15 protein-coding genes and 1 riboswitch are annotated in these 21,432 nt (G+C 43.2%); of the genes, 14 read left to right on the top strand and 1 reads right to left on the bottom strand.

Features of this window, described 5'->3' with window-relative positions; translation table 11 throughout:
• Window positions 1-8 precede the first annotated feature (8 nt).
• The 7 genes from pheT (at window position 9) to P343_RS21045 (ending at window position 11,852) form a co-directional block, all read left to right on the top strand.
• Window positions 9-2,420 (top strand): phenylalanine--tRNA ligase subunit beta, encoded by a 2,412-nt coding sequence (gene pheT / locus P343_RS21085; RefSeq protein ID WP_023508686.1) that lies wholly within the window; start codon window positions 9-11, stop codon window positions 2,418-2,420.
• Between the two features lie 419 nt (window positions 2,421-2,839).
• Window positions 2,840-3,391, top strand: a complete 552-nt coding sequence (locus P343_RS21080; RefSeq protein ID WP_031263546.1) for a CvpA family protein — start codon at window positions 2,840-2,842, stop codon at window positions 3,389-3,391.
• A 47-nt stretch (window positions 3,392-3,438) separates the two neighbouring features.
• Complete coding sequence (gene polX, locus P343_RS21075; protein ID WP_023508684.1) at window positions 3,439-5,157, top strand: DNA polymerase/3'-5' exonuclease PolX; 1,719 nt, start codon at window positions 3,439-3,441, stop codon at window positions 5,155-5,157.
• A 45-nt stretch (window positions 5,158-5,202) separates the two neighbouring features.
• A complete protein-coding gene (locus P343_RS21070) occupies window positions 5,203-7,560 on the top strand; it encodes an endonuclease MutS2 (protein ID WP_023508683.1) in 2,358 nt (785 codons plus the stop codon).
• A gap of 96 nt (window positions 7,561-7,656) precedes the next feature.
• Window positions 7,657-7,974, top strand: coding sequence for a thioredoxin (gene trxA, locus P343_RS21065; RefSeq protein WP_023508682.1), 318 nt, complete (start codon window positions 7,657-7,659; stop codon window positions 7,972-7,974).
• Window positions 7,975-8,212: 238 nt separating this feature from the next.
• Window positions 8,213-9,994: an excinuclease ABC subunit UvrC gene (gene uvrC, locus P343_RS21060; protein ID WP_023508681.1), complete on the top strand. Its 1,782-nt coding sequence runs from the start codon at window positions 8,213-8,215 to the stop codon at window positions 9,992-9,994.
• 61 nt (window positions 9,995-10,055) lie between these two features.
• A riboswitch (Lysine riboswitch) is annotated at window positions 10,056-10,236 on the top strand.
• 383 nt (window positions 10,237-10,619) lie between these two features.
• On the top strand, window positions 10,620-11,852 hold the full coding sequence (locus P343_RS21045; protein ID WP_031263545.1) for an aspartate kinase: 1,233 nt from the start codon (window positions 10,620-10,622) through the stop codon (window positions 11,850-11,852).
• 216 nt (window positions 11,853-12,068) lie between these two features.
• Here P343_RS21045 and P343_RS21040 read toward each other — a convergent pair whose 3' ends face one another.
• Window positions 12,069-12,545 (bottom strand): YslB family protein, encoded by a 477-nt coding sequence (locus tag P343_RS21040; protein WP_023508677.1) that lies wholly within the window; start codon window positions 12,543-12,545, stop codon window positions 12,069-12,071.
• Window positions 12,546-12,762: 217 nt separating this feature from the next.
• Between P343_RS21040 and fumC the strand changes: the two genes are divergently transcribed.
• The 7 genes from fumC to P343_RS21005 all read left to right on the top strand — a co-directional run bounded on the left by fumC (window position 12,763) and on the right by P343_RS21005 (window position 20,991).
• Window positions 12,763-14,154, top strand: coding sequence for a class II fumarate hydratase (gene fumC, locus P343_RS21035; protein ID WP_023508676.1), 1,392 nt, complete (start codon window positions 12,763-12,765; stop codon window positions 14,152-14,154).
• Window positions 14,155-14,528: 374 nt separating this feature from the next.
• Window positions 14,529-16,238 carry an FAD-binding protein gene (locus tag P343_RS21030; protein ID WP_023508675.1) on the top strand — a complete coding sequence of 570 codons (1,710 nt, stop codon included), beginning with the start codon at window positions 14,529-14,531 and terminating at the stop codon, window positions 16,236-16,238.
• Window positions 16,238-17,200: a succinate dehydrogenase/fumarate reductase iron-sulfur subunit gene (locus tag P343_RS21025; protein ID WP_023508674.1), complete on the top strand. Its 963-nt coding sequence runs from the start codon at window positions 16,238-16,240 to the stop codon at window positions 17,198-17,200. Before P343_RS21030 ends, P343_RS21025 begins: the two co-directional genes overlap by 1 nt.
• Complete coding sequence (locus P343_RS21020) at window positions 17,190-18,071, top strand: CoB--CoM heterodisulfide reductase iron-sulfur subunit B family protein (protein WP_023508673.1); 882 nt, start codon at window positions 17,190-17,192, stop codon at window positions 18,069-18,071. The genes P343_RS21025 and P343_RS21020 overlap by 11 nt, the downstream gene beginning before the upstream one ends.
• A 98-nt stretch (window positions 18,072-18,169) precedes the next feature.
• On the top strand, window positions 18,170-18,394 hold the full coding sequence (locus tag P343_RS21015; protein WP_010026148.1) for a helix-turn-helix domain-containing protein: 225 nt from the start codon (window positions 18,170-18,172) through the stop codon (window positions 18,392-18,394).
• Window positions 18,395-18,622: 228 nt separating this feature from the next.
• On the top strand, window positions 18,623-19,534 hold the full coding sequence (locus P343_RS36285; protein WP_023508672.1) for a retron St85 family effector protein: 912 nt from the start codon (window positions 18,623-18,625) through the stop codon (window positions 19,532-19,534).
• A 170-nt stretch (window positions 19,535-19,704) separates the two neighbouring features.
• The gene (locus P343_RS21005; RefSeq protein WP_023508671.1) at window positions 19,705-20,991 is read left to right on the top strand and encodes a retron St85 family RNA-directed DNA polymerase; all 1,287 of its coding nucleotides are present in this window, start codon (window positions 19,705-19,707) and stop codon (window positions 20,989-20,991) included.
• Window positions 20,992-21,432 lie beyond the last annotated feature (441 nt).

The following is a 21,432-nucleotide window of genomic DNA, read 5'->3' as shown; positions in this document are numbered from 1 at the left end:
AGAAAAAGATGCTGGTTTCCTACAAATGGTTACAAGACTATGTTGATTTACAAGGATTTTCGCCAGAAGAATTGGCGGAAAGAATTACGAACGCGGGTATTGAGGTGGAGCATATCTCCTATCCCGGAAAAGGTTTAAAAGGAATTGTTATCGGAAAAGTTTTAACGTGTGAGCCACATCCTGATTCGGATCATCTGCATGTGTGCCAGGTTGATTTAGGGTCGGAAACGGTGCAGATTGTCTGTGGTGCACCGAATGTTGCGGCGGGCCAGAAGGTTCCGGTTGCAACGAACGGCGCAAGAATTGCAGGTAATGTTAAGATCAGGCGGTCAAAATTCCGAGGCGTGGAATCGAACGGTATGCTGTGCGCGCTGAGCGAATTGGGCGTTGACAAGTCACTGGCACCTTACGAAGATGGCATTTATGTTTTTGACGATGAAGTACCGGTGGGTGAAGATGCACTGCCTTACTTGAATCTCGATGATGCGATTCTCGATTTAGATATCTTGGTGAGCAGTGCGCATTGTATGAACATGATTGGCGTCGCCTATGAAGTGAGTGCCATTCTTGACCGACCGATTCAACTGAAAACACCTGTAGTTAATGAATTAGATCAAGCAGCCGACGAAAAAGTCAGCATTTCTGTTGAAGCATCAGATAAAGTGCCTTATTATGGTGCTCGCCTGATGACCGGTATCGAAGTTGCTCCGTCTCCGCGCTGGATACAACTGCGCTTGATCGCCGCAGGAGTGCGTCCGATCAGCAACGTGGTTGATATTTCGAATTATGTGATGCTCGAATACGGACAGCCGCTTCATACCTTTGATTATGATACGTTCGGATCGGATCATGTCCTTGTCCGTTATGCCGGAGAAAATGAAGAAATAACCACACTTGATGGGCAAAAAAGAACACTGACTCCTGAAGATCTCTTAATTACTAACGGAAAAAAAGGTGTAGCAGTTGCCGGTGTCATGGGTGGAGAGAATACAGAAGTTTCCGATGCAACAAAAACAGTGCTTCTTGAAGCGGCTATTTTCGACTCTTTGACGGTCCGCAAAACAGCATCTCGGCTTCAACTGCGTTCGGAAGCAAGCAGCCGTTATGAGAAGGGATTAGATCGCAACCGGGTTGCACTTGCCGCAGACCGCGCTGCAGAATTGCTCTCGCTCTACGCTCATGCGACCGTGCTGAAGGGCATCGTTGAGTCAGGTGACAGGACAGTACCGGACCAAATCATTACGATGCCGTGGCAAAAAATCAACAAGGTGCTCGGGTCCGATCTGACTTGCGAACAAATTACCGGAATCTTAAAGCGGCTGAATTTTGCGGTCGATGTTGAGAATGATGTCATGCATGTAACGGTGCCGACAAGGCGTTTCGATGTAACCATTCCGGAGGATCTCGTTGAAGAAGTGGGTCGTGTCTATGGGTATAATCATATTCCGGCGACACTTCCTGAAGGTACGTCTTCTCATGCTGCACTCACACCATACCAGAAGATCCGCCGAAGGACAGAGGTATTGATGGAGAGTATCGGATTAAGTCAGGTCTATACGTATTCTTTAACAGAAAAAGAGAGTGCTTCTTCTTATGTTGTGCATGACAAAGGCCTTGAGCCAACCCAGGTCATCTGGCCAATGAGTGAAGAGCATGCGGCACTCCGACAAAGTATTGTTCCGCAACTCATTAATGTGGTTCAATATCATCTGAATCGACAAATGCCGGATGTCAAATTCTATGAAATCGGCAAAGTATTCCTGCCGGTCGATGGAGAAGCGCGGCCAGCTGAAGAAGAACATTTGGCAGGCGTGATTTCCGGTCACCGCAAGGAACGAAACTGGGAAGGCGAACCTCTGGCAGTAGACTTTTTTTCAGTAAAAGGTATTCTCGAAACGTTGTTTGACACACTTGCTGTCAGCGATCGGATCGACTATCGCGCATCGCGCAGAACTGGCATGCATCCGGGACAAACCGCGGATGTCCTGCTTGATGGAGAAGTCATTGGTTATCTTGGTGCACTTCATCCGAAAGTTCAAAAGGATAGCGGCCTAAATGAAAGCTTTGTGTTCGAGGTTGCGATTGAATCCTTGCTGAGAAATGGTGAGGCCGCGATTGACTATCACGTTTTGCCGCGATTCCCATCAACCACACGAGATATTGCGCTTGTGGTTAAACGTACAGTTGCTGCAGCAGATCTCTATCGCGTCATCCGTGAAAACGGATCGCAGCTTCTTAAATCGGTTAACCTCTTTGATGTATATGAAGGCAGCCATGTAGCAGACGATGAAAAGTCAATGGCCTTCTCATTAGTTTACTTTGATCCGGAACGGACATTGACCGATGATGAAGTTAATGCTGTTCACGAAAAAATAGTGAACGCCTGTGCAGAACAACTGGGCGCGGAGCTTAGAGGATAACTCTTTGAATAATGAGCCGATGTGACAACTAGTCGCACCGGTTTTTTTGTCCCATAGGAAGCTTCGTTGTAAAAACTGTAGGCGGAGATTGTAATACGGGGGAGCAGGTGTCGTGACGACCGGATTATTCACTGCGACGACCGGAAAAATTGTTATAACGACCGAATAATTTGTAATGAAGACCGAAATATTTGTTACAACGACCGAATTATTTGTGATAATGACCGGATTGCGCCTCAATCATCAATGACTAAGGTAGGCATGATAACTTTATTTTTCATAAACACGAGTTTCTGCTATGATAAAAACAAAAAGCGGCACAATTCGCCAAGCTTTATTTAAAGTAGTTCTGCCGATTTGAACAGCGATGAAAATAGTGCTTCTTGATCATGCTAAATAAGAAAGTTGGGATAGATCGCATGCTTCTGAATTTGATTTTATTAGTCATTCTTGCTTCCGGCTTTTTAATGGGATTCCGACGCGGACTGATTTTGCAACTCGTTCACCTCGCCGGGTTTGTTATCTCGTACATCATTGCGATGATGTACTATAAACCACTTGCAGGTACATTAAAATTCTGGATTCCGTTTCCAACATCTGCATCGCAAAGTGACATGTTTCAATTTCTTGGCAATATGGATTTGCAGACGGCCTACTATCGGGCGATCGCTTTTGTAATCCTGTTTATCGCTGTTAAGATTATTCTTAATATCCTAGGCTCGATGCTTAATTTTCTTGCGGAACTGCCGATACTGCGTTCGGTTAATCACTTAAGCGGTGCTTTGCTAGGGTTTATTGAGGTTTATCTAATTCTGTTTTTCTTGCTCTATGCCGGTTCGTTGACACCGATCAGTGAGATCCAGTCATCGATTGGCCAATCCTCGCTCGCACAATCGATGATCGCGCATACTCCTGTCTTCTCAAAAATGTTTAAAGACATGTGGGTAGCGTTTGGCGGATGGCTGGGCTGATCGGCAGAAACAAAGGATGTTTTGCTTGAAGTGAAAAGGTGATTTCTATGAATAAAAAACAAATAATCGATCGACTCGATACCATTGCCATGTACTTGGAAATAAAAGGAGAAAATTCTTTTAAAGTTGCTGCTTATCATCGCGCAGGGCTCGCCTTGGAGAATGATCCGCGCTCGATGGCCGGCATTCAAAATTTAAGTGAAATCAAGGGGATCGGCCGATCAACCGCTCAAGTTATTGAGGAATTAATGTCTAGCGGTGAATCAACCGTGCTCAAGAAGCTTGAACAGGAGATTCCGAGCAGCCTACTTGAATTGTTGAGCTTGCCGGGCCTTGGCGGTAAAAAGATCGGTAAATTATATCGGGAACTTGCTGTAACAGATCGTGCTTCTCTACAAGAGGCATGTGACCAAGGAAAAATTAGCCAGCTTGCAGGATTCGGTAAGAAAACGGAAGAACATCTTTTAGAACTGCTGAAACAACGTCAGCATCGTCCCGAAATTCTGCCTATACCTTATATGCTTGAGGTTGCAGAGCAAATTGCTCGTGTTTTGCAATCGATTGAAGCTGTCAATCGCTTTTCACATGCCGGAAGTCTTCGGCGGGCAAAAGAAAAAATGAAGGACCTGGATTTTGTCGTGGAAACGACGGATCCTGAAAAAGTTGCGGAAGAACTGCTCGCACGTTTGCAGATTCATCAAGTTGTCGGCAGGGGCGACGCGAAAATGACGATTCAGCTGGATGATCCCAATCATGTTTCTGTCGACTTTCGCTTTGCCACAACAGAAACCTATGCGTCAATGCTGCTTCATTTTACAGGTTCGAAAGAGCATAATGTCCTGCTTCGCCGTCTGGCAAAGGAGCGAGATGAGAAGATCAGTGAGTATGGCGTGGAGAGGGAAGATGGCACAACGCGTGTATTCCAAAGTGAAACGGAATTTTACCGTTATTTTGGGTTGAATTTTATTCCGCCGCAGGCGCGCGAAGGCAAGGATGAACTGGAACTCGCCAAAAAAGGACCGCTGAATTTGGTCTGCCCTTCCGATATTAAAGGCGATCTGCATATGCACTCCACCTGGAGTGACGGGTCGCATACCATTGAAGAAATGGCGGAGGCGATGAGGAAGAAGGGTTATCAGTATGCCTGCCTAACCGATCATTCGCGCTCGCTACGGGTCGCAAACGGATTGTCAGTCGAACGCCTCAGTCAGCAAATTCGTAAAGTCGCAGAAATTAATGAAATGTACGATGATTTTACTCTTTTTGCAGGAATAGAAATGGACATTTTGCCTGACGGCTCACTGGATTATCCGGACGATATACTGAGCCAGCTGGATTTTGTGATTGCTTCCATTCATTCATCCTTTACTCAAGACCAGAAACAAATCATGAAGCGTCTGGAAAATGCCTGCAGAAATCCATATGTTCGCTTGATTGCCCATCCAACCGGCCGAATGCTGGGCAAACGGCATGGTTACGCAGTTGATGTAGACAAGTTAATCGCGATTGCCGCAGAAACAGGCACGGCACTTGAGTTGAATGCAAGTAGGCATCGTCTGGATCTTTCTTCAAAGTGGCTGAAAAAAGTTCAAGACGCCGGTGTTAAAATTTCTATTGATACCGACAGTCATTCATTGAAAATGTTAGATGATATGGAATTGGGTGTACAAACTGCAGTACGCGGCGGCATCCGTCCTAAAACGGTTATCAATACGTTGCCATTAAATGAATTAAAGCAGTTTTTCAAGCAAAAAAAGCCGGTATAAACCGGAATACGGATAGAAGCATCCTCAATTAGGGAGATGTAACCATTGAATGAACATGCACTTAGAATACTTGAATTTGAAAAAATTAAGCAGCAGTTGATGCATTATACAGCCTCTTCACTAGGAAAAAGCCGGATTGAAGCACTCTTTCCATCCGGAAATCTTGACGAAGTGAAAAAATGGCAAGAGGAAACCGATGAGGGCGCGACAGTACTACGTCTAAAAGGCTCCGTTCCTTTTGGCGGCATTACGGATGTCCGCCCGGCTTTGAAACGATCGAAAATCGGCGGGATTCTTCAAGCAAAAGAATTGATTGATATTGCAGATACAATTCGAGGATCCAGATTAATGAAAAACTTTATTTCTGATCTTGTAGAGGATCGGGAGTTGGATCTGCCTATTTTGATGGAGCTTGTAATGACCATTGATCCACCGGGAGCACTGGAACGAAATATCCGTAGCGCAATCGACGATCAAGGCGGGGTCATGGATTCCGCCAGTCCGGCTCTACGGCATATTCGCGGGCAGATCAGGACTTGTGACAGTCGCGTAAAACAGAAACTCGAGAGTATTGTTCGATCAAGCGGGACAGCCAAAATGTTATCCGAAGCGATCATTACCATTCGCAACGATCGTCAGGTTATCCCGGTCAAACAAGAATATCGCGGATCTTTCGGCGGTATCGTGCATGACCAGTCTGCATCGGGAGCAACCTTGTTTATCGAACCGCAAGCAATTGTGGATCTGAATAACCAGCTAAGTGAAGCAAGAGCGAAAGAACGTCATGAGATTGAGCGTATCCTGCGTGTTCTTTCAGAAGAAACTGCTGAATACGCAGAGGCCATGCTTGAAAATGTAGAAGCTCTTGCCCAGCTGGATTTCGTGTTTGCGAAAGCTGCTTATGGCCATCAAATGAAGGCAACGCGACCGAAATTGAACGATCAAGGCATTATTCGCTTGAAAAAAGCGCGCCATCCGCTGATTGACCGTGAGCGAGTGGTACCGATCGATGTCGTCTTTGATGAGCACACGCATGCGCTGATTATCACAGGCCCGAATACTGGCGGTAAAACCGTTTCTCTGAAAACGATTGGCTTGCTGACGCTGATGGCTCAATCCGGATTACAGTTGCCGGTGGATGAAGATTCAGAGGCAAGCATTTTCCGACACGTTTTTGCTGACATCGGTGATGAGCAGTCAATAGAACAAAGTCTCAGTACGTTTTCTTCACATATGACAAATATTGTTGAGATTCTTAAAGAGGTTGATTTCAGCAGCCTCGTCTTGTTTGACGAACTCGGCGCCGGCACCGATCCCCAGGAAGGTGCGGCATTGTCCATGTCTATCCTTGATGCGGTTTATGGAAAAGGCGCAACCATCGTATGCACAACGCATTACAGTGAACTGAAAGCCTACGCCTATGAACGGCCTGGCGTCATGAACGCCAGTGTTGAATTCGATGTGGAAACGTTGAGTCCTACTTATCGACTGTTACTTGGGGTTCCGGGGCGAAGCAACGCTTTTGAAATATCGAGGAAGCTTGGCTTGCCAGTTGACATCATTGACGGCGCTCGCCTCCAGATTAGCCGTGAGACCAATCAGGTCGACAAAATGATCGCGTCACTTGAAAAGAACAGAAAAGCAGCTGAAGAAGAGGAAGAGAAAGCACGTAAGCTGAAGCTCGAAGTGGAGGCAAAGGAAGCCGCTCTGACTAAGAAGCTCAATGAATTGGAACGCTCGAAAGACGACATTCTGAAAAAAGCACGGGAAAAGGCAGAGCGCGCACTTAAAGACGCACGCCAGGAAGCTGAAGAAATTATTGAAGACCTGCGCCATTATAAAAAGAATGGCCAAGTTAAAGAACATCAATTAATCGATGCAAAGACTAAATTGGCGCACGCACTTGATTCGCTTGAGCAAAATAATTCTACCGCTTCGCAGCAGCCTGTTCAAAAAGCAGCTTCAGGCTTCCAGCCGGGCGATGCAGTCAAAATTATCAGCTTCGGCCAAGATGGCTATATCGTTAATAAAATCAGCGACCAAGAATACTTGGTTCAAGCCGGTATCTTGAAAATGAATGTTAAAGCAGGCGACTTGAAGAGAGTTAAAGAAAAGAAAAAAGTAAAGCCCGTTGTTAATGTGCGCACATCGGGACAGACCGTGCGTCCTGAACTCGATCTTCGCGGCGAGCGTTATGAAGACGCGATGCTAAAGGTTGAAAAGTATTTGGATGAAGCCATGCTTGCAGGCTATCCGCGGGTGTCCATAATTCATGGAAAAGGCACGGGGGCACTGCGAAAAGGTGTCACCCAATTGATCGATCGGCATCCTCGTGTTAAAGCCTCTCGTCTTGGTGCACAAGGCGAAGGCGGAAGCGGTGTGACCGTTGTGGAATTTAAGTGATTTCTCGCGCCAAGCTGAATAATGGCATCTAGCGGTTGCACATGCTATACTTTGTGACATAGAGCATATTGATTTTTTTGAGGAGGTTTTTAGGTAATGGCTATTAGTCAAGTAAATGACGCAAACTTTGCGGATGAAACTTCAAAAGGACTTGTTCTTGCCGACTTTTGGGCAACCTGGTGCGGACCATGCAAAATGATGGCACCTGTTCTTGATGAAGTGGATTCCGAATTAGCGGATAATCTTAAAATTGTTAAACTGGACGTTGATGAAAATCAAGCGACCGCCAGCAAATATGGTGTGATGAGTATCCCAACGATGTTCTTGTTCAAAAACGGCGAAGTTGTGGATAAAGTGGTTGGCTTCCAACCAAAAGAAGCATTGGCTGAACGCATCAAGCAACATATCGGCTGATTGTTACACCTAATGTATTGTTAAGAAAACCGGGACGCACTGCGTGAAACGCATGCTGTCCCGGTTTTTCTGTCTACAGCTATATACCTTTTCTTATTACAGATGGTTAGCAGTTGAATGTTTGCCCGATCTCGATGATAATAAGAACGAGGGTTTGCTTATTGAAGCAGTCCTAAGGTTTTTGCATTAATTAATTCACTAATAAATTCCGTTGCTATTTTTAAAGGATGATTGAAACATGGCAAGTCAAAAAATAAAAGAAAAACTAAGTCTGCTTCCGAAACAGCCGGGCTGCTATCAGATGAAAAACGAACAAGGGCAGATTATCTATGTCGGAAAAGCGAAAAACTTGTTCAATCGCGTGCATTCGTATTTCAGCGGGTCGCATGATGCGAAAACGCAGCGGCTTGTCGCGGATATTGCAGATTTTGAATATATCGTTGTCTCTTCAGAAATCGAATCGCTGCTGCTTGAAATAAACCTGATAAAAAAATATGAGCCTAGATATAACATTATGCTGAAGGATGACAAGAGCTATCCTTATATTAAGCTGACCTCTGAGAAATTTCCTCGGCTATTAATTACACGAAAGGTGAATCGCAAGAGCGGCAAATATTTTGGTCCGTATCCAAACGTGACGGCGGCGAATGAAACAAAGCGCTTGCTCGATCATCTTTATCCGCTGCGCAAATGCCGAACCTTGCCGAATCGGGTTTGCCTTTATTACCATATTGGGCAATGCCTAGCGCCGTGTGTTAATGATATTCCAAAGGAAACCTACGCCAATATGGCTGAGGACATCACGCGTTTCCTAAATGGAGGCTATCAGGATGTCAAAAAGAGGCTTCAAAAGGAAATGCTTGAGGCTTCCGATCAGCTCAATTTCGAAAAGGCCAAAGAGCTGCGTGATCAGATCAGCAATATTGAAACCGTTATGGAGAAACAAAAGATCATTTTTAATGATCTGGATAATCGTGACGTTTTTGGTTATGCCTATGACAAAGGCTGGATGTGCGTTCAGGTATTTTTCATGCGCCAGGGGAAACTGATTGAACGCAAGGTTTCCATGTTTCCCTTTTATCAAGAGCCGGAAGAGGACTTTTTGACCTTTATCGGCCAATTCTATAGCCACCAGAATCATATAAAACCTAAAGAAGTGCTGATCCCTAACTCAGTAGATCGAAGCCTGATTGAGCAAATGCTAGAAACCGAAGTGCTGCAGCCGCAGAGGGGCAGAAAAAAAGATTTGGTTGAAATGGCCGTGAAAAATGCCGGAATCGCACTCAAGGAAAAGTTCGCGTTAATTGAACGTGATGAAAAACGAACGGTCGGTGCAGTAGAACAATTGGGAGAGGCACTCGACATGCCGGCGCCGCGCAGAATTGAGACCTTTGACAATTCAAACATACAGGGAGCAGATCCTGTGTCTGCAATGGTTGTTTTTGAAGACGGCCGGCCAAAGAAAAGTGATTACCGAAAATATCGGGTGAAGACGGTCGATGGTCCTGATGATTATGCAACGATGCGTGAAGTCGTACGGAGACGCTACACACGCGTTTTGAAGGAAGGTAAGCCGCTGCCAGATCTTATTTTGATCGATGGCGGCAAAGGGCAGTTATCTGCAGCAATTGATGTGCTCGAAAATGAGTTTGGACTTTATGTGCCGGTGTGCGGGCTCGTGAAAGATGACAAACACCGTACATCACAACTCGTGATTGGCGAACCTCCACAGGTTGTTCCTCTGGCAAGAAACAGCCAGGCATTCTATCTCTTGCAACGCATACAGGATGAGGTGCACCGATTTGCAATCACTTTCCACAGACAGGTGAGAGAGAAATCGATGATCCATTCCTTATTGGATGATGTACCTGGAATTGGCAAGCAGCGCAAGCAGAAATTGTTACAGACGTTCGGTTCAATAAAGAAAATCCGGGAGGCAAGCAGCGCAGAACTGCAAGAAGCGGGACTTCCAGAGAAAGTCGCTGAATCGGTTCGAAAATATCTGGACAATCCACAATAAAAGGTATTGTTTCGATTCAACAGGTTTGTTATAATTTCCATAACTTAATTTTTCAAATATCTGAAGTGATAGAGGAGCAGTCTTCATAAGTAGGCCGCGCGAGAAGGATGAGATTCATTGACCGCGGCGGAAAGGGAATCCTGCCGAAGTCGGAATCGGTTCATCTCGTTTCCGGGCTGGACCTGCATTGAACAAATGCAGGGCTGTCACACTTGCAAAAAGTGTGGAGAACTATCTCAGCACGTTGAAAAAAGATTGACTGTTCAACAGCGGGGATTTCTCGCTGTTCTTTTTGTCACTGAAGAGAATGAATGATAAGGAGCACGCTCTTATCAAAGAGAATGTCCCGCAGCTTTATAAAAGAGTTTGTTCGAAAAGGAGCAAAATGCGAACATCTCTTAAAGAGTCTGTTCAAAAAGGAGGACAAAAAGGGCCGAGAAGATCAAGAAAACGCAGTTTCGAGTACCGGAGCGTATGTAAAGAATACGTGAGGAGTGGAGAAACAAGTTGACGTAGAGATTCGACAGCAATTTTTCCCGGACTTTTTGAACACCCTCTTAAAAAAGAGGACACAGAGAGAGCGAAGCATGAATATGCCGGTCAGATTCTAAAGGAGCGAGTGTAGGTGGCTTTAACAGTAATGAAGTTTGGCGGAACATCGGTAGCGTCGGTGGAACGGCTGCAGAAGGTAGCGGACAGAGTAATAAAGAAGAAAGAAGCCGGCAATCAAGTGATTGTTGTTGTCTCAGCCATGGGCAAAACAACAGACTCACTAGTCTCCATGGCCGGCGAGATTTCCGACAGGCCGTCAAAGCGGGAAATGGATGTGCTCTTGTCGACGGGCGAACAGGTCACGATTGCTTTGCTTTCAATGGTCCTGATTGAACGCGGCTACGATGCAATCTCATTTACTGGCTGGCAGGCCGGAATCAGAACAGAAGCAGTTCACGAAAGTGCGCGGATCGCGTCGATTGACACCTCATTGATCCGTCCGCAGTTGAAAAAAGGATCAATTGTGATTGTTGCCGGTTTCCAAGGTGTGACGGAAGACGGAGCAATCACAACGCTCGGCAGAGGCGGCTCGGATACATCCGCTGTGGCACTTGCTGCAGCATTCGGAGCGCAGCGATGCGAAATCTACACAGATGTGACCGGTGTTTTTACAACGGATCCGCGCTACGTGGACAAGGCGAGAAAACTGAAGGAAATCAGTTACGATGAAATGCTTGAAATGGCTTATCTTGGTGCGGGGGTTCTGCATCCTCGTGCTGTGGAATACGCGAAGAACAGCCATCTTGAGTTGGTGGTGTGCTCCTCTTTTTCTGATGAAGAGGGCACGGTGATTAAGGAGGAAGTATCAATGGAGAAGACAAAATCGGTCAGAGGGCTCGCTTTTGAGAAAAACGTGACGAAAGTGACGCTGCTCGGACTGCCGAATAATGTGACAGCTGTTTCGCGGGTGTTCGATGCGATTGCGGCAAAACATATTAATATCGATGTCATCGTCCAGAATGTGCTTGATGAAGCAAGAACAAGCCTATCGTTCACTGTTGATCATGATGTGCTGGATGAGACACTGGACGTGCTCCGCGAACAGGAGAAAGAGCTTGAGTACCATCAGATGATCTTCGAATCCGAGTTGGCGAAGGTTTCGATCGTCGGCTCAGGAATGGCATCTAACCCGGGAGTTGCTGCACAGATGTTTCACGCACTCGCCGGAAAGGGAATTAAGGTCAAAATGATCAGTACCTCGGAAATCAAAGTTTCAACGATCATTGACGAAAGCAAACTTCTTTTAGCGTTGGATACACTTCATGAAACCTTTCATCTTGCTGAAGAGGAATCCGTCAGCCTATAAAAAGGTGCAGGTAACAAACTAAGGTTAAACAAATGCCCTTAAGGAACACTAGATTCCTTAGGGGCATTATTATTTGACCAATTGGTATAAACGTTTAATTAATCTAGGTTCTCCAGGTGTTCAGATAGAGCTACGACTGCCGTGATAATCGCTAATGAGTCAAAATGCCGGGCAAAGTGCCCGGCATTTATGTCATCTTAATTATGATGTTATCGCTCATTCTGAGACGGACGCATACTGAATTGGATCCTTCGCATCCCATTTAATGAGAAAGACAACTTTTTTTTGCCGACCGGACTTGATCTCCATGTACGTTTCCGCAACGCATCCCGTCTGATGCTGAATCTGTTCCGCAATGAATCCGGCTTCAAGAGAAAAACTGCCTGATTCCGGGAAATCTTTAATTCGCGACTCGATCAGTGGCGAACTACATTCAAAGGTCATTTTATTTTTTACTTTACTGACTTGTTCTAATTTTCCCCATCCTGCACGATCAAAAAAATCGATAATCTGCTGTTCGTTTTCAAGCGGATACCGGCTCGCCAACTTGCGCCCGGACCAGTAGAGAATCGACGCCGTTTCTTTGCCAAGTAGTTCAGGAATAAGTAAGTCTCTTATTAATTCATAGCCGAAAGCCGGTACAGTAGCATCACCATAATGTTCCGGCTGCGGGCAAGTTTCGTTTCTCGCCATCTTCAATCCCTCCACAGACTATTATAACTGTCTTTTTACGGTTTCACTATGATGAGTTGTGGTTCAGAGCATAAATCATTCTACTAATGTTCATCTAGATCAAGTGTCCTGTCAATACTATACATTGAATGCTTCTTTGATCGATAAAAAATAAATATTTCACAAAATATTCATTATATGTAACACTAGAATTAGAACGTTGAAAGGAATGATAAGGATGGAATTCAGATTAGAACACGATACACTCGGAGAAGTCAAAGTACCCGCGGATCGGCTGTGGGGTGCACAAACACAAAGAAGCAAAGACAATTTCAAAATCGGCTGGGAAAACATGCCGCTTGAAATTATTCAAGCATTTGCGGTATTAAAAAGAAGCGCAGCAATTGCTAATCAAAAGCTTAAAACACTTAATTCAGATAAAGCTAAGGCCATTGTTCAGGCAACCGACGAAGTACTCGCGGGAAAATGGAATGAGGAATTCCCCCTTGTTGTCTGGCAGACGGGAAGCGGCACGCAATCCAATATGAACATGAATGAAGTCATTGCGAATCGTGCGAATCAATTGCTCAAAGAAATAGGGAACGACGCGCGTGTCCATCCAAATGATGATGTCAATAAAGCGCAAAGCTCAAACGACACCTTTCCGACGGCGTTACATATCGCTGCTGTTCGAGCCATTGAAGACGATCTGTTTCCTGCTTTAGATGAACTTAAGGAAACATTGGATAAAAAGGCGCAGGAATTCAGTGACATCGTTAAGATCGGCCGGACACATCTGCAAGACGCGGTCCCCCTGACTGTTGGGCAAGAGATAAGTGGATGGGCATTTATGCTGAAAGAATCGAAAGAACTTATTGAGAGTACGCTTGGTCACTTAAAAAGCCTAGCGATTGGCGGAACAGCAGTTGGCACTGGCTTGAACGCACCGGAACAGTTTGGCGAATTAGCCGCCGAAGAAATCAGCAAAATCACAGGGAAAACGTTTTACGCTTCGGAGAACAAGTTCCATGCACTTACAAGTCATGACGCGGTTGTGGTGGCACATGGCGCGTTGAAAGCTCTCGCCGCAGATCTGATGAAAATTGCGAACGATGTACGGTGGCTGGCTAGCGGACCGCGCTGTGGACTCGGCGAGCTGGAAATTCCGGCAAATGAACCGGGAAGCTCCATCATGCCGGGTAAAGTCAACCCGACCCAAGCTGAAGCGGTCACCATGGTTACTGTTCAGGTAATGGGTAATGACGCTACGATTGGCTTTGCGGCTAGCCAAGGAAACTTCGAATTGAACGTATTCAAGCCGGTCATCGGTTATAATTTTCTGCAATCCGCTAAGCTTCTGTCCGATGCAATGCGTTCTTTTAACGTGAATTGCGCAACAGGCATCAAAGTGAATCAAGAGAAGGTAGATTATTTCCTTCACCACTCACTGATGCTGGTAACCGCTCTTAATCCGAAAATCGGTTATGAGAAAGCAGCAAAGATTTCAAAACTGGCACATCAAGAAGGGATCAGCTTGAAAGAATCCGCAATAAAGCTTGGCATTCTCAGCAGCGAGGAATTCGACGCTTATGTAAAACCTGAACAGATGGCCAATCCATATCAACACTAAGTATAGTGAACGAAGAATAAAGCTGTCCGCTTGACCAGAGGGAACAGCTTTTATTTATTTGTGAAACAAATCACATATATATTCTGTTCTTTATCAGTGACCACGAATTCATAGAAATGCCGCTGTATTTAAAAGTGATCAGCAATTTATTTGAACATGAGTTACTTTGTGACGCTCGACATAGCAGAGCTGGTGCTATTCCCCTTATATTAATGATATGGTCTATTTACTATTTTTGAAATGGATCAATCAAACGCGTATCCAACATTGAAAAGCTTTGATTAATACATAGAGTGCTCGATCCAGGAGAATGAACATGTCCGGGCCGATTTTCAAAAAATGATGATGTGGCGTATGAGAGGATGAATACATATATGATGAAGTACGATGTTGTTGTCGTTGGTGCCGGGGGTGCAGGTATGCAAGCTGCGCTCAACGCATCTTATGGCAGCTCGCTTAAGATTGCGGTTCTATCGAAAATATTTCCAACACGTTCGCATACCGGAGCTGCGCAAGGCGGCATTAATGCTGCACTTGGTTATCGCGATGCAACCGATTCAATTGAAAAACATTTTAAGGATACCGTGAAAGGCAGCGATTTTCTCGCCGATCAAGATGCCGTGCAGTTTTTTACTGAGAATATGCCAAAAATTATTTCTGAACTGGATTACATGGGCGTGCCATTCTCACGTGATCAGAACGGCCACATCGCTCAACGGCCATTCGGAGGAGCTTCGAGTCCAAGAACCTGTTATTCTGCGGATAAGACAGGCCATGTCATTCTGCATAGCTTGTATGAGCAGTGTCTGCAGCAAGGTATTCATTTCTATGATGACTGGTTCCTTCTTTCATTAGTGGTGAAAGACAATGAACTAGAGGGACTGGTTGCCATGGACATGCGCAAAGGGGAAATCCAGGCCATTCAAGCGAAAGCGGTTGTCATTGCGACTGGGGGATTCGGAAGGGTCTTCTGGAGCCGGACTACGAACGCCATCAATATGACGGGTGACGGGACCGCCGCCTGTTTCAATGCCGGCATTCCATTGAAGGATCCGGAATTCGTGCAGTTTCATCCTACCGGTTTAGCATCTACCGGTGTACTTGTATCTGAGGCCTGCCGGGGGGAAGGCGGCTACCTCTTGAATAAAGATGGCGAGCGTTTTATGAAGCGGTATGCGCCCGACAAAATGGAACTTGGTCCTCGTGACCTCGTTGCCCGTTCGATTGAAACGGAAATCAAGGAAGGACGCGGTTTTGGCGAAGGCATGAACTCTTATGTGCTGATGGATCTGAGACATCTTGGCAAAGAACGGATCATGCAACGCCTGCCGCAAGTTCGTGAACTGGCGCTTAATTTTGAAGGTGTAGATATTATTCATGAGCCTGTGCCGGTACGTCCAAGCTGCCATTATATGATGGGCGGTATCAGCGTCAGTGACTATAAAACACTGGCAACATCCGTCCATGGTATTCACGCGGTTGGCGAGTGCTGCTGCGTCTCCATTCATGGAGCAAACCGATTAGGCGGCAACTCTGTGGCAGACGTCGTTCTTTTTGGAAAATATGCAGGGCTTGGCGCGCGCCAAACAGCGGAAAATCGTGAGTTCGGATCGATCGAAAAGCTCGAAGAAGAACAAAACAAGTGGATTGAAAAGTTTAAGATGATGCGAAAGAAAACAGCAGGGATAAAGTTCTTCGAAATCAGAGACAAGATGGCGGAAGCGATGTGGTATCATGTCGGTATTTTCCGCGTCGGCAGCGAAATAGAACAAGCCTTAGCCACGCTTGATGAAGCCATTGAGGAGTATAAAGATGCTTATATCGGTGATTCATCCGAGCGGTATAATATGGCGTTTATCAATTATGTGGAGCTTGGCAATCTGCTGAAACTCGCAAAGGCAGTCACCATTGGCGCGCTCAATCGTAAAGAAAGCCGAGGCTCTCACTCCAGAGGCGATTTCACACAAAGAGACGACAAAAATTACCTGAAACATACGCTTGTTTATTACGACGAAGGGCGCTTCCGCCTCGATTATGCCCCGGTCATGATTACGTCGTATCAACCCGAGGAGCGAAAATACTGATGAAAAAGTTAAAAATCACAATCAAGCGTTACGACGGACAAAAATCGTGGAATCAGGATTACGAGATTGACTATGAGAAGGGAAGAACCGTTCTCTGGTCTCTGACGATGATTCGAGAGAAGCTTGATTCGACGCTCGTTTTTTCTTCCGCATGTCAGCACGGTATTTGCGGTAGCTGTGCAATCAAGATCAATGGCAAAACCGTTCTGGTATGCCAAACCCCTCTTGATTCTATGCTCAATCTTTTTAAGACAGACAGACTGATCTATGAACCGATGAGCCATTTTGAGGTGATTCGGGATCTCGCGGTCGCCTGGGAGCCGAAAATGGAGAAAATGAAAAAGGTAAATCCATGGCTGATCCCAATCGAAGCGGGTACGAAAGAAAACGGCTTTCTTCAGGGTGCAGATGATTTTCAAAAAATCTCCTCAGCAACAGACTGCATTTTGTGCGGGATCTGCACGTCGGAGTGCAACCAGCTTGAGGTGAATGACGGCACTTTTCTCGACCCGTTTATCTTTAATAAGGCGTACCGGTTTGCCGTTGATTCACGCGATTGCGCTTCGGAAGACCATGTACATCCAGCCTATGAAAATGAATTGTGGAAATGTCTCCACTGCATGCAATGCGTCTCAAACTGCCCGAAACATATTGACCTTACCGGTGAGATATCGGCACTTCGAAACATGTCAATGAAGATGGGCGAAACAAAGAATCAAGGCGCACGGCATGCGCGCGCGTTTTATGAAGATACATGGAAGAAGGGGCAGTTGAACGAGACCATGCTTCCAATTAAGACAGATGGGTTGCTTAAGACTGCCGCGACAAAAGTCCCGTTTGCATTACGGATGATGAAGACAGGCAAAATTAATCCGCTTGAACTGCAGAAACCGGTTAATGGAATTAAGGGTGTTCGTGAACTGTACGATTATGCCAAGGAGGTGGAGAAGAGTGAATCTTAAATATGGATTTTTCCCAGGCTGTACTCTGAAATCAGCAGAAAAAGAACTAATGATGTCGACCATGGAAGTTGCTCGCGCTTTGGGTATTGAACTCATCGAACTTGATGGCTGGACCTGTTGTGGTGCCAGCCACATCCAGGATTACGACGAGTTCACAGCGACATTGGTCAATGCACGGAATATCGCTTTAGGTGAAAAACTTGGCGTTGAAAAGATTGTCACTGTATGCAATACCTGCACCTTAATGCTCAGAACAGCGAAGAAAAAGATTGATGAAGATGGCGAATTAAAAGAAAAAGTGAATACGGGCCTAGAAAGAGCAGGGATGCAGTACAAGGGTACAGCTGAAGTCACTCATCTCTTGTGGGTACTTTTAGAAGACTACGGACTCGAGCGGCTGAAGGAAAAGGTGGTACGTCCGCTGAATGGGCTGAAAGTGGCAAATTTTTACGGTTGCCATATTCTGATGCCTCCTAACGTTATGGGCTTTGAAAACCCGAAAAATCCTCAGTCCATGGAATTAATTGCAGAAGCGTTGGGAGCGGAGACAGTAAATTTTGATCAGCGTCTTGCCTGTTGCGGTTTTCATGCCGTATTCCCCGCTGAGAAAGAAGTCAACAAATTAACCAGAATCAACTGTCTTTCACCAAAAGAGGCGGGTGCGGACTGTCTCGTAACACCATGCCCGCTTTGCCAGATGCAGCTTGATGCCTATCAGCCGGGCGCGCAAAAAGGACTTGATCAAGATATAACCATTCCTGTCCTTCATCTGCCCCAATTGATTGGGCTGGCGCTTGGTATTGATCCTGATAAGCTAGGTATTCAGCGTCATGTTGTCGATGTTATACCAATGTTACGGGCACTTGCGTAAAATAATCAAACTTAGCACGCATCGTCCTTGTTTTCATAAAATGTTAAGGACTAAAAGCCTTCCCCGCCCGCTCTTCTGCTGAGCAAGGAGGGGGAATTTTGAAGGAAGAATATCACCGTCCAAAACCTTTGCTGACGAAGAGGGAAAGAGAAGTTTTCGAATTGCTTGTCCAAGACAAGACGACCCGAGACATAGCTAAAGAACTCTTCATTAGTGAGAAGACTGTTCGTAACCATATCTCTAACACCATGCAGAAGCTTGGTGTGAAAGGACGCTCCCAGGCGGTTGTCGAACTTCTGAGGCTCGGAGAACTAAAATTATAGCACCGGCCGGTTCCTGATGAAGGGCCGGCTGTTGTTTTTGTTCGTAATCACATGTCGAATGCGGTGCATGGTCATTGTGAATGTTTTTCAAGGCAGTATAATAAATCGAACAATTGATTTATTATACTGCCTTTAAGGTATCTAAATCTTATAATAAATAGATTAAATTCAATTATGCGGCACTATTAAATATGATATTATGAATAAAAAATGGGAGAAGTTGTTAACTTGTCAATAAATAATACAGTTAAAAAAGGCGTGACTAAAGAAATACAAAATCACTTAATAAGGATTTATAATGATATTTTTTTAGCATTGTCGGACTTGTCACAAGTTAATATATTTTTGTGTGGTGGTGCATCTACATCATCAAAAAAATCTATAAGGGATCTTCTACGAATTGAACTGGAAAAAGAAAGATTTTTAAAAGTATTATATCCTGAAGATTTACTAATTGATTTACTGAATAGAAATAAGAATAAAAATTTATTAGAGCTAGAAGGATTTCTTGCAGACAATAGTGATATTATTTGCATTATTAGCGAAAGCCCCGGTTCTTTTGCCGAGCTTGGGGCATTTGTAACTGATGCAACAATTAAAAATAAAGTAGTTGCCGTTGTGCAAAGCAGTTTTAAAAGAGCAAAAAGTTTTATTATGCTAGGTCCGATAAGACTACTAATGAATATGGACAAAAATAAGGTCATTTTTTTTAAAAAAAATGACCTTAATGGACTAAAAAAAGATTTAATGAAAAACGTAATTAAACCAGCTAAAAACAAAAAGGATAATATTAGGTTAGATTCTATTTTTGGTGTTGATAGAATTATATTGTTAATAAATTATTTTTACACAGGAGTTACATCTGAATTTATCCGTGACTGTTTAAACTTTCTATTTAAGCAATATTTAAATGGATCTACTAATAACTTGCAGGTGTTATATAAATCTGCACTAAAGCAACTTTACAAAGATAAATTGATACAGAAAAATAGTAATTCAAATTCTTTTGTTTATGAACTAACTAAAGAAGGATTTAAAGAGATCCATTTTATAATGGATAACCTTTATTTTCACAACAGTTCACGATTGTTTGATGAATTGAGATTTGATATAATGACCTACAGTTATTATTCACAGTGACGTAAATTTTTTAGAATTTTCTCTTTGAAACTTGAAGAGTGAGAAATGGTGATTCGCCATTTTAAGTGAAATGTGAGATAACTTATTTGAATAATAATCCTCACATTTACAACGTAAATATTCGGCTCATTATTCAAATATCTAATGACTGGTAAAGGATTGACGACACTGTGAATAATACTCATTCTAATACAATTCTATTAAATAACTTACAATTACCAATTATACATGACATCTTTGACCTTTCAGACAATACAAGAATTAGTGACGGGAAACTTTATTTATTATTTCAATTCCATAACTACTACTATAATACTTTTTTTATAAATAAGAAAAATGGTAAAAAAAGGGAAATATCCTCTCCGCAAAGACCCTTAAAATTATTGCAGAAGTGGATTTTGGAGGAAATTCTTTTAAATATCAAAGTATCTGCAGAATCTCAAGCCTTTATAAGGAAAAAGAATGGGATCTTAGAAAATGCACTTCTTCATAAAGATAATTTGTTTTTGCTGCAAATGGATATAGAAAACTTCTTTCCAAGTATCGATGATAAAAGAATTTTTTATTTTTTTAGACAAATTGGCTATAATTCATTTGTTTCTGACATTTTAAAGAATGTTTGTACTTTTAAAGGAAAACTTCCCCAAGGTGGAGTATGTTCACCATATTTATCAAACTTAATTTGTTACAGTCTTGATAGGCGTATCGCTGGACTATGTGCAAGGCGCGATATTATATATTCAAGATATGCAGATGACCTAAGCTTTTCTTGTGATAATAAAGATAATTTAAGAAAAATTCGTCCTCTTGTTGAACTAATCTTATCAAAAGAAGGCTTCAAAGTTAATAAAAGTAAAACTAGATTTTCGTTTTCACATAAAACAATAACTGGATTAAATATAGCTAAAGATAATAATAATATGAATGTAGTTAAAGTTCCGCGAAAATTAAAAAGGAAAGTACGTTCAATTATCCATTATAGCTTTGTGAGTGGAGATTTCTCTAATCAGAATGTTGTTCTTGGTTACATTGCTTTTATTTACTCAATTGAGCCGGAATATATATCAAAAATAATAAAATACATTCAATCACTACAAAATAAGGATTATAAATTTTTTTCGGACATTGTTAATGCGTTTAATAAATCGGATTTAGCTAAGATATCTAACTTTTGTTGGAATTTTGATGACACATATGAATCAAAGATTGATGTAGAAAAAGTTCTTAGGAAATATAAAATATCTGATAGAAAAGATTTAGATCTTTTTGCTGAATATTTGCCGGATGAATACTGGGGTTTTCAGGAAAAATTTGAAAAACGTTTTTTCTACCTAAAAAGACATAAAGTTTTAACTGATCATTTAGTGAGCATCTATCAAAATAAATTATACGATTTAAACTTTTTAAATAGAGAAGATAGTACAAATTCATTTCATCAAGATCTATTTGAATTTTAATCTATTTAGCTTTAGTCACATCAAAGAGATTTTGAGTATCATCTGAAACAGAAGATCCTTAGATCAATTATGCTCTTTCATCATGAGTTGCAATGCAATAAAATATATCTCACATTCATTTTATCACTGTCACTTGTTGTGAGAGCATTTGATTATGCTTTAATTGATCGAATCGGAGTTTGCATAATTCGATTGATACTTGAAATGTTGCAGATGCCTCTTGTAAGAGCGTAGGGCTATCCAAATTGATTGAATCGATATATGTAAAAGTATTGTTGCATATTGAGTGAATCGTTAAGCATCTGATTCTTGAAGATCTAAGAAGGGTTTAGGCAGCCCATTGAATTGATTTCCTGAATGTCTCAAGACGTGGTACAACTCATGAAAAAAGAATTCTCTTTACTTGGATATTGGTAAACGATTGTCAATGTTTATCATTTT

The sequence above is a fragment of the Sporolactobacillus laevolacticus DSM 442 genome (genome assembly GCF_000497245.1).
Lineage (GTDB): Bacteria > Bacillota > Bacilli > Bacillales > Sporolactobacillaceae > Sporolactobacillus > Sporolactobacillus laevolacticus.
The sequence above is the reverse complement of the archived record's forward strand: the minus strand, read 5'-3'. Positions and strand labels throughout refer to the sequence as shown.

What these genes read in the sequence shown, in the direction of transcription:
- pheT (WP_023508686.1), top strand. Translation starts at nt 9, where the DNA reads ATGCTGGTTTCCTACAAATGGTTACAAGACTATGTTGATTTACAAGGA.
- P343_RS21080 (WP_031263546.1), top strand. Translation starts at nt 2,840, where the DNA reads ATGCTTCTGAATTTGATTTTATTAGTCATTCTTGCTTCCGGCTTTTTA.
- P343_RS21030 (WP_023508675.1), top strand. Translation starts at nt 14,529, where the DNA reads ATGATGAAGTACGATGTTGTTGTCGTTGGTGCCGGGGGTGCAGGTATG.
- P343_RS21040 (WP_023508677.1), bottom strand. Translation starts at nt 12,545, where the DNA reads ATGGCGAGAAACGAAACTTGCCCGCAGCCGGAACATTATGGTGATGCT.
- polX (WP_023508684.1), top strand. Translation starts at nt 3,439, where the DNA reads ATGAATAAAAAACAAATAATCGATCGACTCGATACCATTGCCATGTAC.
- uvrC (WP_023508681.1), top strand. Translation starts at nt 8,213, where the DNA reads ATGGCAAGTCAAAAAATAAAAGAAAAACTAAGTCTGCTTCCGAAACAG.
- P343_RS21025 (WP_023508674.1), top strand. Translation starts at nt 16,238, where the DNA reads ATGAAAAAGTTAAAAATCACAATCAAGCGTTACGACGGACAAAAATCG.
- fumC (WP_023508676.1), top strand. Translation starts at nt 12,763, where the DNA reads ATGGAATTCAGATTAGAACACGATACACTCGGAGAAGTCAAAGTACCC.
- trxA (WP_023508682.1), top strand. Translation starts at nt 7,657, where the DNA reads ATGGCTATTAGTCAAGTAAATGACGCAAACTTTGCGGATGAAACTTCA.